The organism is Rhodoferax sp. GW821-FHT07F03, from assembly GCF_059418745.1.
The window spans coordinates 14500-28464 of record NZ_JBWKQM010000002.1 but is presented as its reverse complement, the minus strand read 5'-3'; the positions used below and the strand labels follow the sequence as shown (position 1 = coordinate 28464).

The 13965-nt window shown below is 60.7% G+C and carries 12 protein-coding genes; 11 read left to right on the top strand and 1 reads right to left on the bottom strand.

Features of this window, described 5'->3' with window-relative positions; all coding sequences use genetic code 11:
• Positions 1-33 precede the first annotated feature (33 nt).
• The 9 genes from AC07R0_RS02785 (at position 34) to AC07R0_RS02745 (ending at position 10040) form a co-directional block, all read left to right on the top strand.
• Entirely contained in the window at positions 34-888 is an 855-nt protein-coding gene (locus tag AC07R0_RS02785) for a fumarylacetoacetate hydrolase family protein (RefSeq protein ID WP_495103709.1), read from the top strand.
• A 1-nt stretch (position 889) separates the two neighbouring features.
• Positions 890-2185: an L-fuconate dehydratase gene (locus tag AC07R0_RS02780; RefSeq protein ID WP_495103708.1), complete on the top strand. Its 1296-nt coding sequence runs from the start codon at positions 890-892 to the stop codon at positions 2183-2185.
• An 82-nt stretch (positions 2186-2267) separates the two neighbouring features.
• Entirely contained in the window at positions 2268-3038 is a 771-nt protein-coding gene (locus tag AC07R0_RS02775) for an SDR family oxidoreductase (protein ID WP_495103707.1), read from the top strand.
• 26 nt (positions 3039-3064) lie between these two features.
• A complete protein-coding gene (locus AC07R0_RS02770; RefSeq protein ID WP_495103706.1) occupies positions 3065-4660 on the top strand; it encodes a methyl-accepting chemotaxis protein in 1596 nt (531 codons plus the stop codon).
• Positions 4661-4662: 2 nt separating this feature from the next.
• A complete protein-coding gene (locus tag AC07R0_RS02765; RefSeq protein WP_495103705.1) occupies positions 4663-5001 on the top strand; it encodes an L-rhamnose mutarotase in 339 nt (112 codons plus the stop codon).
• Between the two features lie 125 nt (positions 5002-5126).
• Positions 5127-6686 (top strand): oleate hydratase, encoded by a 1560-nt coding sequence (locus AC07R0_RS02760; protein ID WP_495103704.1) that lies wholly within the window; start codon positions 5127-5129, stop codon positions 6684-6686.
• A 69-nt stretch (positions 6687-6755) separates the two neighbouring features.
• Complete coding sequence (locus tag AC07R0_RS02755) at positions 6756-8228, top strand: CYTH and CHAD domain-containing protein (protein WP_495103703.1); 1473 nt, start codon at positions 6756-6758, stop codon at positions 8226-8228.
• A 134-nt stretch (positions 8229-8362) separates the two neighbouring features.
• The gene (locus AC07R0_RS02750) at positions 8363-9394 is read left to right on the top strand and encodes a zinc-dependent alcohol dehydrogenase (RefSeq protein WP_495074019.1); all 1032 of its coding nucleotides are present in this window, start codon (positions 8363-8365) and stop codon (positions 9392-9394) included.
• Between the two features lie 13 nt (positions 9395-9407).
• Positions 9408-10040 carry a hemerythrin domain-containing protein gene (locus tag AC07R0_RS02745; RefSeq protein WP_495074020.1) on the top strand — a complete coding sequence of 211 codons (633 nt, stop codon included), beginning with the start codon at positions 9408-9410 and terminating at the stop codon, positions 10038-10040.
• On the opposite strand, the gene AC07R0_RS02740 is transcribed toward AC07R0_RS02745, so the two are convergent.
• Positions 10025-11704: an MFS transporter gene (locus tag AC07R0_RS02740; RefSeq protein WP_495099016.1), complete on the bottom strand. Its 1680-nt coding sequence runs from the start codon at positions 11702-11704 to the stop codon at positions 10025-10027. The two genes, AC07R0_RS02745 and AC07R0_RS02740, sit on opposite strands and share 16 nt — an antisense overlap.
• Before the next feature lie 227 nt (positions 11705-11931).
• Here AC07R0_RS02740 and AC07R0_RS02735 point away from each other — a divergent pair, with 227 nt between their 5' ends.
• Entirely contained in the window at positions 11932-12240 is a 309-nt protein-coding gene (locus AC07R0_RS02735) for a DUF485 domain-containing protein (RefSeq protein WP_495074022.1), read from the top strand.
• Positions 12237-13964: a cation acetate symporter gene (locus tag AC07R0_RS02730; protein WP_495103702.1), complete on the top strand. Its 1728-nt coding sequence runs from the start codon at positions 12237-12239 to the stop codon at positions 13962-13964. Before AC07R0_RS02735 ends, AC07R0_RS02730 begins: the two co-directional genes overlap by 4 nt.
• The last annotated feature ends 1 nt before the right edge of the window (position 13965 follow it).

Sequence of the window (13965 nt, the reverse complement as noted above, 5' to 3'; positions counted from 1 at the left end):
CTTGCCCATTTTTTTGACTGCAAAGGAAGCTCAGTGAAACTTTTACGCTACGGATTGCCAGGCCAGGAAAAGCCTGGCGTATTGGACAGCCAAGGCCGTGTGCGCGATCTGTCGGGCGTGATCGCCGATGTCGCAGGTGCAGCCTTGCTGCCCGAAAGCCTGGCGCGTCTACGTGGCGTGAACCTGGACAGCCTGCCCTTGGTAGTGGGTATGCCCCAAAAAGACCTGCGCCTGGGCCCCTGCGTGGGCAGCGTAGGCAAGTTCATATGCATTGGCCTGAACTACTCGGACCATGCTGCCGAAAGCGGCATGCAAGTACCACCGGAACCCGTGGTATTCAACAAATGGACCAGTGCCATCGTCGGACCGAATGACCAGGTGGAGATTCCGCGCGGCTCGGTCAAGACAGATTGGGAAGTCGAGCTGGGGGTCGTCATAGGCCAAGGCGGTCGCTACATCAGCGCAGCGGATGCCCTGTCGCACGTGGCCGGCTATTGCGTGGTCAACGACGTGTCCGAGCGCGAATACCAGCTGGACCGCAGCGGCACCTGGGACAAAGGCAAAGGTTGCGACACCTTCGGCCCCATCGGCCCCTGGTTGGTCACAGCAGATGAAGTACCTGACCCACAGGCCCTGAAGATGTGGCTGGAAGTGGACGGCAAGCGCTACCAGAACGGCAGCACATCGACCATGGTCTATGGCGTGCAGTTTTTGATTGCCTACCTGAGCCGCTTCATGAGTCTGCAGCCCGGCGACGTGATTTCCACGGGCACCCCACCCGGCGTAGGCATGGGGCAGAAGCCTCCCGTGTATCTACGCGCTGGGCAATCCATCCACCTGGGCATTGATGGCCTGGGCACCCAAACACAAGTCACCGTACAAGCCTGACATGAGCAAAGTCACCAATCTGCGCGTCCTGGACGTGCGCTTCCCCACCTCGCAACACCTGGATGGCTCGGATGCCATGAATCCAGACCCGGACTATTCCGCGGCCTACGTCATTCTGGAAACCGACCAACCCGGCCTGGAAGGCCACGGCCTGACCTTCACCATTGGCCGAGGTAACGAAATCTGCTGCGCCGCCATTGAGGCCATGCGGCATCTGGTGGTGGGCCTGGACATGGACTGGGTCGCCGAGGACATGGGGCGCTTCTGGCGCTACATCACCTCCGACAGCCAGCTGCGCTGGATTGGCCCGGACAAGGGCGCCATCCACCTGGCCACCGGTGCCGTGGTCAACGCGGTCTGGGACCTGTGGGCCAAGCAAGAAGGCGTGCCGGTATGGAAACTGGTTTCGCGCATGAGTCCCGAGGAGTTGGTCAAACTGATCGACTTCCGCTACATCACCGACTGCATCACACCCGAAGAAGCGCTGGCGCTGTTGAAGAAAAAAGCCGTCGGAAAGGAAGAACGCTGGGCCACGCTGGAGCGTGAAGGTTACCCCTGCTACACCACCTCGGCCGGCTGGTTGGGCTATGACGATGACAAGCTGCGTCGCCTGTGCAAAGAGGCCATCGACGCGGGCTTCAACCACATCAAGCTGAAAGTCGGCCGCGACAAGGCTGACGATATCCGCCGCCTGCGTATTGCCCGCGAAGCGCTGGGACCAGACCGCCACCTGATGATTGACGCCAACCAGGTCTGGGAAGTCAATCAGGCCGTGGAATGGGTACGCGAACTGGCATTTGCCAAACCCTGGTTCATTGAAGAGCCGACCAGCCCAGACGACATCGAAGGCCACCGAGTGATCCGCGAAGGCGTGCACCCGGTCAAGGTCGCCACCGGCGAGATGTGCCAAAACCGCGTCATCTTCAAGCAGCTCATCATGCGCGGCGCCATCGACGTGGTGCAGATCGACTCCTGCCGCCTGGGCGGCGTGAACGAAATCCTGGCCGTGATGCTGATGGCGGCCAAGTACAACTTGCCGGTGTGTCCGCATGCCGGCGGCGTGGGCCTGTGTGAATACGTGCAGCACCTGTCCATGATCGACTACCTGTGTATCGCCGGCACCCGCGAAGGACGTGTCATCGAGTATGTAGACCATCTGCACGAGCACTTCCTGGAGCCCTGCGTGATCCAGAACGCAGCCTATATGCCACCCCAGGCGCCAGGTTTCTCCATCGAGATGAAGGCGGCCTCGTTACAAGAGTACCAATTCAAGCCCAAGGCCCGCACCACGGCCTGATACAGCGCAATGCCTGCCGCAGCCAAAGCCCACAAGCAAGGGCCACGGCAGCGGCCCAACGACAACTGGATAAAGAACGCACATGGATTTGCATCTGAAAAACAAGGTAGTCATCGTGACCGGTGGCGCCAGCGGCATAGGCGCAGCCATATCACTCACGCTGGCACAGGAAGGCTCCATTCCGGTGATCTTCGGCAAAAGCCCCATGCCGGCCGACTTTGCAGCGCAGCTGCAGGGTCACACGCATGCATTCTTCCAGGTAGAGCTATCCGACGACGCAGCCTGCAAGAACGCGGTCGCGCAAACCCTGGAGCGCTTTGGTCAACTAGATGGACTGGTGAACAACGCAGGCATCAACGACAACATCGGACTGGACGCCGGGCGAGACGCCTTTGTGGGCTCGCTGGAACGCAACCTGATCCATTACTACGTGATGGCCCACTACTGTGTGCCGCACCTAAAGGCATCCAAAGGCGCCATCGTGAACGTGTCGTCCAAAACTGCCATTACCGGCCAGGGCAATACCAGCGGCTACTGTGCGTCGAAAGGTGCGCAGCTATCGCTGACGCGCGAATGGGCGGCCGCTTTGCTAAACGACGGCGTGCGGGTGAATGCGGTCATTCCGGCCGAGGTAATGACGCCGCTATACGAGCGCTGGATCAGCAGCTTTGACAATGCGGCCGAAAAGCTGGCGTCCATCACGTCCAAGATTCCGCTGGGCCACCGCATGACCACATCCGAGGAACTTGCGCGCATGACCGTCTTCCTGCTGTCCGACGCCTCATCCCACACCACCGGACAATGGATTTTCGTGGATGGCGGCTACACACATCTGGACAGAGCCCTTTCCTGATACCTGCGGTCAAAGGAGCCAGTGCCATGAAAGTGTCGAATGCGAAAATCTCCCACATCCTGTTCGCCGGATTTGGCCTGATGCTGCTGGTGTACCTGCTCTCCAGCGCATTGAATGCAACGATGATGCGCAGAATGCAGGCGAATCTGGAGACCATGGAAAAGCACAACAATGTGCAGATTGCCATCGCATATGACCTCTACAAATCGGTGGCAAAAATCAGCCTGTCGGTGCGCAAAATCATCTTGCTCAACAGCGACGCCGAGATTGCCGAGGAAATCAAAGCCTACAAGAACGAGCTGGACCACTACCAAGCCATCCGTCAGCGACTGAATGCTTCCAGCCAGGGCGCGGACATTGATGCCTCCTGGAAGACGGTGGACGCGGCCTTTCAGAAGTCGGCTCCACTGCTTGCCAGCCTGTATGCCAGCGTGCAGGAACACAAGGACTCCGAAGCCATCAAGACACTTGATCTCGTAGGGAATGCGATAGACGCCTGGCAGCAATCGCTGGACGCGGGCATGCTGCACCAGCAGCAGGAAAACGCAACCGCATTCAAAAGCTCCAGTGACGCCTACCAGGCCGCCCTGATCCAATCATTGTCGGTGTGCGTGGCCAGTATCGTCATTGCCCTGGTGCTATCAGTTGGCATCGTCCGCCTGCTGTCGTCACAACTGGGCGGTGAACCCAAGGAAGCCACTTCAGTGGCGGTGCGTATTGGTGCCGGGGACCTGACCCAGGCCATCCCCGTCCAGGCGACAGATACCCGCAGCCTGATGGCGGCCATGGACGGTATGCAGGCCAGCCTGACGCAGGTGGTGGTCAGCGTGCGCAATGGAGCAGAATCGGTCGCTATGGCCAGTGCAGAAATAGCCAAAGGCAACCAGGACCTGAGTACCCGCACCGAGCGGCAAGCCAGCGCCCTCGAAGAAACCTCGGCGTCCATGGAAGAGCTGGACTCCATCGTCAAGCAAAACGCCGAAGGCGCACGCGAAGCCAATCGCCTGGCACAGCAAGCCTCCACTGTCGCCTCGGAAGGCGGTGCCGTGGTAGGCCAAGTGGTAGAGACCATGCGCGGCATCAACACGGCCTCACGCAAGATCGAGGACATCATCGGCGTGATCGATGGCATCGCCTTTCAGACCAATATCCTGGCGCTGAACGCGGCAGTGGAAGCCGCGCGGGCCGGCGAACAAGGCCGGGGCTTTGCCGTGGTGGCATCCGAAGTGCGCTCGCTGGCCGGGCGCTCCGCCCAGGCCGCCAAGGAAATTAAAAGCCTGATCGGCTCCAGCGTGGAGCGCGTGGCAGTAGGCAGCCAGCTGGCAGACAAGGCCGGCGCCACCATGGAGCAGGTTTTGACAGCCATCCAAAGAGTCACGGGCATCATGGCCGAAATCAGCGCCTCCAGCGCGCAGCAAAGCCAGGGTGTGTCGCAAATCGGCGAAGCCATCCGCGAGATGGACCAGGTCACGCAGCAAAACGCGGCCCTGGTAGAGCAGATGGCGGCAGCGGCCAGTAGCCTGCAAAACCAGGCCAGCGATCTAGTGGGAACCGTTGCACAGTTCCAGGTCGTCTCCTCCGAGCCCGACCGCCAGTACGCATTGCTGACGCACAAGCTGTAAGCATGCGCTACGCCCTGGCACTGGACCTGGTAGACGATGCCAAGCGCATTGCCGAGTACGAACGTGCCCACGTAAAAATCTGGCCAGAAGTCCACGCACACTTGCGCACCCAGGGCGTGCTGGGCATGGAGATTTACCGCCTGGGCACCCGCCTCTTCATGGTGATGGAGGTGGACCCAGCGGTCTACAGCCCAGAGCGCATGGCGCAGGCATCTCTGACCAACCCAGCCATCGTGCGCTGGGAAGAGCTGATGTGGACCTACCAGGCCCCCACACCCTGGACGCCAGCGGGCGAAAAATGGGTGCCCATGGCGAAAATATTCGACCTGGCCAGCCAGTAGAAACACCAGCTTACCCTCAGTTGCCAATACGCAGATGATTGGCAATCGTATTGCTTGACCTTTCTCAATGGATCTGGCGCCCAGCCTGGCTAGCATGGCTCCTTGTCAAAAGAGGAAGCATGCGTATGCAAGCATATTTTGTCGGCGGCGGTATTGGCTCTCTCGCCGGGGCCGCGTTCATGGTCCGAGATGCGAAAGTCCCCGGCTCCCGCATCACCATCTTCGAGAGCACCCCGCTGCTGGGCGGTAGCCTGGATGCCGCACTCAGGCCCGAGTCGGGCTACTCGCTGCGCGGCGGCCGCATGCTCACCACCGACCACTATGAATGCCTGTGGGATTTATTGAAGACGATACCGTCACTCGATCACCCGGGCGAATCGATCTACAGCGAAACCGTGCGCTTCAATCAGGCGCACCCTGCCCACTCGCGGGCGCGTTTGGTAGACCACAACCGCTTCAAACAAGATGTGTCTTCCATGGGCTTCAGCAACGCAGACCGCATTGAGCTGCTACGACTGGCCGAAACCTCCGAGGAGACCCTCGGCACAAGCCGCATCACCGATTGGCTTTCGCCGCCCTTCTTTCAAACCAATTTCTGGTGGATGTGGCAAACCACGTTCGCCTTCCAACCCTGGCATAGCGCCGTTGAACTCAAGCGCTATCTGCACCGCTTTATGAACGAGTTCCCGCGCATCGCATCGCTGGCCGGCGTAAAGCGCACCGTCTACAACCAGAACGACTCCATCGTGCAGCCGCTAGTGGCCTGGCTGCGCAAACAAGGTGTGCGCTTCGAGCATGGCACGACCGTCACCGACTTCGACCTGCACGATGCAGCGGGCAAGGTCCACGTGCAAGGCATGACACTGCGCAATACCCAAGGCGTGCAGCAGCTGGCCGTCGGGTCCGATGATCTGGTTTTTTTCCAGAATGCATCGATGACCGATGCCTCCAGCACAGGCTCCATGGATGCACCAGCGCCTCGGCTCACCAAGGCGGATAGCCATGGCTGGACATTGTGGGAAAAAATTGCGCGCGGCCGGCCCGAGTTTGGCAACCCGGCGGCTTTCAACAGCAATATCAGCGAATCCTACTGGGCCTCGTTTACAGTGACCTGCACACAACCCGCCTTCTTTGACCGCATGGAGGCGTTTTCAGGCAACGCCGCGGGTACGGGAGGGCTGGTGACCTTCAAGGACTCGCGTTGGCAGATGTCTATCGTGCTCTACCACCAGCCGCACTTTCGCGACCAGCCAGCGGGCCAGCAGGTATTCTGGGGCTACGCACTGCAGCCCGACCGCATCGGCGACTTTGTCGCCAAACCCATGAGCGAGTGCAGCGGTGCAGAGATACTGCAAGAGTTGCGCGGCCATCTGAACTTCGACCCAGAGGTTTTAACCGGTGCCAACTGCGTGCCTTGCCGCATGCCCTACATCACCAGCATGTTTATGCCTCGTGCCAAGTCCGACCGCCCCTTACCCGTGCCACTTTGCTCGCACAATCTGGCTTTTGTGAGCCAGTTTGTCGAAATTCCCGACGACGTGGTGTTTACCGTGGAGTATTCGGTGCGCGCGGCACAGATGGCGGTGTACCAACTGCTGAAAGTGCAACGCGCTGTGCCGCCCGTCACGCGCCACGACCACTCACCCAAGGTCTTGCTGGATTCACTGGTGAAGTCGTTTAGCTGAGCGACGTCACGCATGGCGGCAATGGCGTAGTCGCAAAATACAGCTCCCACACAGCCGCCACAGCATCCCATGGAAATCGAACTCAAACTCGCTCTGCCCTGCGCCGACCCGGAAAACCTGGCGCAGCGCCTGGCCCGCACTCCACCTCTGGCACGACGCAAACCCCAGATACTGCAGCTGCACAACGTCTACTACGACACACCCGACCAGCGCCTGCGCCAACAGCGCATTGCCCTGCGTATTCGCAAAGTAGATGGCAGCGGCACGCCACAATGGCTGCAAACCCTGAAAACCGCCGGCAACAGCGCCTCCGCCCTGAGCCAGCGCGGCGAATGGGAAACGCCCGTGCCAGATGAAAACCTGGTACGCGCCGCACTGAACAACACGCCCTGGCCCGAGCTGGACCCGGACGACAGCCTTTTCGCTGCGCTGCAGCCCTGCTTCGCCACGACCTTCGAGCGCACGCTGTGGACCGTACGCCAGCGCGACGGCAGCGTGGTCGAAGTAGCCCTGGACCGTGGCAAAACCATAGTCAGGGACCAGCAAGCTCCCATTTGCGAACTGGAGCTGGAGCTGCTTGCCGGCCCGCCACAAGCGCTGTTCGACCTAGCACGGAAAATTGCCCGCACGGTAGCGGTATTGCCGTCACAAACCAGCAAAGCCGCACGCGGCTACCAGCTCGCCCAGGACGCCCACGACGCCCCGCTACGTGCCAAGCCCCTGGCACTGTCAAAAAACCAGCCCGTTGGCGAAGCCGCTCGCCAACTGTTACGCGAAATGCTGGGCCAGTGGATGGCCAACCTGGACGCGCTGCGCCGCAACGACGATCCTGAACTGGTCCATCAGGCGCGGATCGCTTGGCGCCGCTTCAACAGCTTCTGGCGGCTGTGCAAAAAACAGTTCCCAACCGAAGCCGTACCCTCATGGGCAGCATTGCAGCCCCTGGTGGCCACCCTGGGGCGACTGCGCGATCTGGACGTGGCCCGCACCAGCAGCTTGCCGGCATTGCACACCACATACACCCAGGGCCACGCACGGCGCACACCCGGCTGGCTCAAACTGATGTCGGACCTGGAACAAGCCGCACATGTGCAGCGCCAAACCGCACGAAAACTGCTGGAAGACCCGCGCACGGGCGCCTGCCTGCTGGCCATGGTGGAGTGGTTGGAAAGCCCCTCCCATCCAGTGGAGCCCATGGCAAAACCTGCCCCACCCCTGTCCGGCTGGGCCCGCAAGCGCATGCAGCGCCTGCACAAGAAACTGGAACAAGCCCAACAAGCCCCATCCACGCTGGACGGCCAGCACCGTCTGCGCATTCTGGCCAAGCGACTACGCTATGGCATCGAAGCATTGCGCAGCGTGCTGCCGGCCAAACGGGCGCAGCAATGGCACGCACGAGCCCTGCAACTGCAAAGCCGATTGGGCGCCGCGCGCGACGTGGCGCAAGCTGCGACGCTCGCGGAACAGCTGCAGGCAGACCCCGTACTGCAGGCTTTTTTGCACGGCGTGGTTGTAGGCCAGACGACCGCATCGCAGCTCTGAGAGCCTGCTCAAGGTCTTTTCATGGTCTAAACCTTGATCCAGCGCAAAGCGCTGCTCGCCTGACCGGCCTAAAGTGGGCCATATGCCACCGGACTAGCACCGGCTGGCGTCCCTTGCCGCAACAGGAGCCCGCCATGCGCACCATGAAAGCTGCCGTAGTCCATGCCTTTGGACAGCCTCTGCAGATCGAAGAAGTCGCCATTCCCGAGGTGCCCGCCGGCCAGGTGCTGGTCAAGGTCGTCGCGTCTGGTGTATGCCATACCGATTTACATGCCGCCGAGGGTGACTGGCCGGTGAAACCCAGCCTGCCCTTCATTCCCGGCCACGAAGGCGTGGGCTTTGTCGCCGCCGTGGGCGCGGGCGTCAAGAACATCCGGGAAGGCGACCGCGTGGGCGTACCGTGGCTGCATACCGCCTGCGGCCATTGCGAGCACTGCATCACTGGCTGGGAAACCCTGTGCGATAGCCAGCAAATGACCGGCTATACGGTCAACGGCGGCTATGCCGAATACGTATTGGCCGACCCAGGCTACGTGGGCCATCTGCCAGCCAATGTAGGGTTCGCAGAAATCGCTCCGGTGCTGTGCGCAGGAGTCACCGTTTACAAGGGTCTCAAGGTACTGGATTGCAAGCCCGGCGACTGGGTCGCCATTTCCGGCATAGGCGGGCTGGGGCATCTAGCGGTGCAATACGCCAAAGCCATGGGCTTCCATGTGATTGCGGTGGACATCGACACAGCCAAGCTACAGCTTGCCGAGCGTCTGGGCGCCGACATGGTGATCCATGCAGCACAGCAGGACCCGGTGCAAGAGGTGCAGCGCGCACTGCGCGGCGCACACGGCGTGCTGGTCACGGCCGTGTCCCGCTCCGCTTTCGCACAGGGTCTGGGCATGCTGCACAAGCGCGGCACCATGTCCCTGGTGGGCCTACCTCCCGGAGATTTTGCCCTGCCTATTTTCGACATGGTGCTCAACGCCAAGACCGTGCGCGGCTCCATCGTCGGCACCCGCATGGACCTGCAGGAAGCACTCGCCTTTGCAGGCGACGGCAAGGTCCGGACCATTTACTCCGAGGACAAGCTAGACAATATCAACGCTGTATTCGACCGCATGCGCAGCGGCAATATCGAAGGCCGGGTCGTCATGCACATCGCCGATGCCACCTGAGACGGAGTCTCGCGTGCCACAAGAGATGGGTGAATACCGGCTGCCCCCCAGCCTGCAGATGCTACGCAACGAACATGCAGAACTAGCATGCGTTCTGCGTGCCATGAAGCGCCTGCTCGACCGCGGTCCGCAGGACGAGCCCGAGCGCTTTTTCGACCTGCTGCGTGCCATGCTGTTCTATATCGATGAGCTACCGGAAAAACTGCACCACCCCAAGGAGTCGGACTTTCTGTTTCCGCAACTGCTGCGCGTGGCGCCGCAACTCTTCCCGGACGTAGAAAAGCTGGAGAAAGAACACGTTCGCGGTGACGCCCTGGTGCGCTCACTACAGCACACCCTGATCGCCTGGGAAATAATGGGAGAGCCACGCAGTGCCGCTTTCAATGAAGCCGCCTACGAGTACATCGCGTATTACCAGGCGCATATGCAGCATGAGGAGAGCGTGATCTTCCCGGCTGCCGCCCGCCTGCTACGTGCAGAGGACTGGAAGCATATCGATGCGGCCTTTGGCCTGGGCTACGCACCGCTGTCAGGCAAGCCCCCAATGCAAAGCGGCTACGAGCGCCTTTACTTCAAAATCATGGCCGGTGCAGCAACAGAGCCGCACCGGCCAGAGCTGGCTACGCAGTCTCAATCGTTGGCGTAAATATCCACGTCCTTGGTTTCCTTGACGAACAGCATGCCGATCACAAAGGTGCCGGCTGCGACCACCACGGGGTACCACAGACCATAGAAGATATCGCCGGTGGCCGCCACCATGGCGAAAGCCGTGGTCGGCAGCAGGCCGCCAAACCAGCCATTGCCGATGTGGTAGGGCAAGCTCATCGAGGTGTAGCGGATGCGGGTCGGGAACATCTCCACCAGCATGGCCGCGATCGGGCCATACACCATGGTCACCAGGATCACCAGGTAGACCAGGATCAGCAGCATCATTGGTTTGTTCATCGCGGCGTTGTCGGCCTTGACGGTCAACCCGGCGGCCTTGGCGGCATCCACCACGGTCTTGCGGAAAGTATCGATTTCCTTCTTGCTGTCGGCCGAGAAGGCGTCGCGCTTCTCGTTCAACGCACCGGTGACTGACGCGATTTCCTTGTCACCCAACTTGATGTTGGCCGTGCTGCCTGGCGCGCCATTCACATTCGTATAGGGAATGTAGTTTTGCGTCAAAGTGCGCTTGGCGATGTCGCAGGAACTGGTGAAGTCGATGTCGCGCGCGATCGGACTGCCCTGGAAGGAGCACTGCGCCGGGTCGGCTGTAATCACCACCGGAACCGACTTCTGTGCGGCCACCAGCGCGGGGTTAGCGTACTGCAGCAGGGCCGGGAACACCGAAAAATACGTCACCGCAGCCAACAGGCAGCCGCCCATGATGATGGGTTTACGGCCCACTTTGTCCGACAACGCACCGAAAAAGATGAAGAACGGCGTGCCAATCAGCAGAGCCACGGCGATGAACAGGTTGGCCGTGGTCGCGTCCACCTTGGCGATGGTCGTCAGGAAGAACAGTGCATAAAACTGCCCGGTGTACCAGACCACGGCCTGGCCAGCAGTCAGGCCAACCAGGGCGAGGATCACGATCTTCAGGTTCTTCCACTGGCCAAAGGATTCGGTCAACGGAGCCTTGGAAGTCTTACCCTCGGACTTCATCTTCTGGAAGGCGGGTGATTCGTTCATGCTCAAACGGATCCACACCGACACACCCAGCAGCAGAATGGAAACCAGGAAGGGCACGCGCCAGCCCCAGGTATCAAAGTCCGCACCCAGGGCTTCCCGGCAGCCCAGGATCACAATCAACGACAGAAACAGGCCCAAGGTCGCCGTGGTCTGGATCCACGAGGTATAGGCACCGCGTTTACCGTGCGGCGCATGCTCGGCTACATAAGTTGCAGCACCGCCATACTCACCGCCCAGCGCCAGGCCCTGCAGCATGCGCAAGGCTACCAACACGATGGGAGCGGCAATGCCGATGGATGCATAGCTGGGCAGCAGCCCCACAATGAAGGTGGACAAGCCCATGATCAAAATGGTGACCAGGAAGGTGTATTTGCGCCCGATCATGTCGCCCAGACGGCCGAACACAATCGCCCCGAAAGGCCGCACCAGAAAGCCCGCGGCAAACGCCAGCAGCGCAAAGATATAGCCCGAGGTGGGGTCCAGCCCACCGAAGAATTGCTTGGCGATGATGGCCGCCAAAGAACCGTATAGATAAAAGTCGTACCACTCAAACACGGTACCTAGCGACGAGGCGAAGATGACCTTCTTCTCTTCACCTGTCATGGGCCTGGGTGTTGCTCCCGCGATTGTTGCCATAGCTTGTCTCCTTTGTTGTGCGGACCTCCTCCAAGGGTGGTCTCGAAGCATTTTTCGAATACCACCTGACCATTTCCTTACAAAAGCACACATCCGGGGATAAACCCTGAGCGAAGCTGCGCAGCCGAAAAAGTCAGTTCCCGGTCAGCCCCTCTGCCCACACTCCGCAGCGCTGACATATATCCCCTCACCCTGGTGCGGGCCACAAAGAACCACTGGAGACCAGCATGACAGACCCCGTCGTGGCCCGTATCGAGGCCAACCCCAAGTACCACGAACTGCGGCGCAAGCGCGGCAGCTTCGGCTGGACACTCACCGCACTAATGATGTTGGTGTACTACGGCTACATCGCCCTGATTGCTTTCGACAAGCCTTTCCTCGCACAGCCGATAGGCAACGGCGTCACCACCCTGGGCATTCCCATCGGGCTGGGCGTGATTGTCTTCACCATTCTTATCACTGGCTTGTACGTGCGCCGAGCCAACAGCGAATACGACCGCCTGACCGCCGAAATCCTGAAGGATGCAGCCCAATGAAATCCCTGCTCAAAACCTTCTGCGCCTTCGCGCTCATTGCAGCAACCGGTGCGGTACTGGCAGCTGGCGCAGACCTGGGTCAGGTGGACAAACAACCCACCAACTGGGTGGCCATTACCATGTTCGGCATCTTTGTGGTGGGCACGCTGTTCATCACCAAATGGGCTGCCGCCAAGACCAAATCGGCCTCTGATTTCTATACCGCCGGCGGCGGCATCACAGGCTTCCAGAACGGCTTGGCGATTGCGGGTGACTATATGTCGGCCGCTTCCTTCCTCGGTATTTCTGCCGCCGTGATGGCATCGGGCTATGACGGACTGATCTACTCCATCGGCTTTCTGGTGGGCTGGCCGGTCATCACCTTCCTGATGGCAGAGCGCCTGCGCAACCTGGGCAAGTTCACCTTTGCCGACGTGGCCGCCTACCGCTTCCAGCAAACGCCGATCCGCATGTTTGCCGCCTCCGGCACGCTGGTAGTTGTGGCGTTCTACCTGATCGCCCAGATGGTGGGCGCTGGCGCACTGATCAAGCTGCTATTCGGTCTGGACTATTGGCTGGCAGTGGTAATCGTCGGCGCGCTGATGATGGTTTACGTGCTGTTCGGCGGCATGACGGCCACCACCTGGGTGCAGATCATCAAGGCCTGCATGCTGCTGGCCGGCGTGACCTTCATGGCCGTGGCCGTGCTGGCGCAATTCGGCTTCAGCCCCGAAGCGCTGTTTGCCAAAGCAGTAGAGGTGAAAACACAGATTGCCGCCAACGACGGCAAGATGCCTGAGGAGGCCGCCAAGATCGGCCTGGCCATCATGGGCCCGGGTGGCTTCGTGAAAGACCCGATCTCGGCCATCTCCTTCGGCATGGCGCTGATGTTCGGCACCGCCGGCCTGCCCCACATCCTGATGCGCTTCTTCACCGTGCCGAACGCCAAGGAAGCCCGTAAATCCGTGCTGTGGGCCACCACCTGGATCGGCTACTTCTACCTGCTGATCTTCATCATCGGCTTTGGCGCGATCACCCTGGTGCTGACCAACCCCGAGTTTGCCGACACCATCAAGGGCGTCATCAAAGGCGGTGGCGGGTCCTCCAACATGGCTGCGGTGCTGGTCGCCAAGGCGGTGGGTGGCAACATCTTCTTCGGCTTCATCTCGGCCGTGGCGTTTGCCACCATCCTGGCCGTAGTCGCGGGCCTGACGCTGTCGGGCGCCTCTGCCGTGTCGCACGACTTGTACGCCACGGCGTTCAAAAAGGGCAAGGCCGACAGCGCCTCCGAGCTGAAGGTTTCACGTATCACCACCGTCGCCCTGGGCATCGTGGCCGTGGCCCTGGGCATCGCCTTCGAGAAGCAGAACATTGCCTTCATGGTCTCGCTGGCATTCGCTATTGCGGCCTCGGCCAACTTCCCGGTGCTCTTCATGTCGGTGCTCTGGAAAGACTGCACCACGCGTGGCGCGGTGATCGGTGGTTTCATGGGTCTGATCTCATCGGTGGGTCTGACCGTGGTGTCGCCATCGGTCTGGGAAGCCACCTTGGGCCACGCCAAGGGCTCGGCGCTGTTCCCCTACACATCGCCGGCACTGTTCTCCATGACCATCGGCTTCATCGGTATCTGGCTGTTCTCGATACTGGACCGCAGCCCGCAAGCAGATAAGGAGCGCGACGCGTTCAAGGCACAGCAAGTACGCTCGGAAACCGGCCTGGGCGCATCCGGCGCATCTGGCCACTGAC

Excerpts from the sequence above, each read along its gene's own strand:
- AC07R0_RS02780 (WP_495103708.1), top strand. The coding sequence starts at position 890 with ATGAGCAAAGTCACCAATCTGCGCGTCCTGGACGTGCGCTTCCCCACC.
- AC07R0_RS02775 (WP_495103707.1), top strand. The coding sequence starts at position 2,268 with ATGGATTTGCATCTGAAAAACAAGGTAGTCATCGTGACCGGTGGCGCC.
- AC07R0_RS02770 (WP_495103706.1), top strand. The coding sequence starts at position 3,065 with ATGAAAGTGTCGAATGCGAAAATCTCCCACATCCTGTTCGCCGGATTT.
- AC07R0_RS02765 (WP_495103705.1), top strand. The coding sequence starts at position 4,663 with ATGCGCTACGCCCTGGCACTGGACCTGGTAGACGATGCCAAGCGCATT.
- AC07R0_RS02760 (WP_495103704.1), top strand. The coding sequence starts at position 5,127 with ATGCAAGCATATTTTGTCGGCGGCGGTATTGGCTCTCTCGCCGGGGCC.
- AC07R0_RS02755 (WP_495103703.1), top strand. The coding sequence starts at position 6,756 with ATGGAAATCGAACTCAAACTCGCTCTGCCCTGCGCCGACCCGGAAAAC.
- AC07R0_RS02750 (WP_495074019.1), top strand. The coding sequence starts at position 8,363 with ATGCGCACCATGAAAGCTGCCGTAGTCCATGCCTTTGGACAGCCTCTG.
- AC07R0_RS02740 (WP_495099016.1), bottom strand. The coding sequence starts at position 11,704 with ATGGCAACAATCGCGGGAGCAACACCCAGGCCCATGACAGGTGAAGAG.
- AC07R0_RS02735 (WP_495074022.1), top strand. The coding sequence starts at position 11,932 with ATGACAGACCCCGTCGTGGCCCGTATCGAGGCCAACCCCAAGTACCAC.
- AC07R0_RS02730 (WP_495103702.1), top strand. The coding sequence starts at position 12,237 with ATGAAATCCCTGCTCAAAACCTTCTGCGCCTTCGCGCTCATTGCAGCA.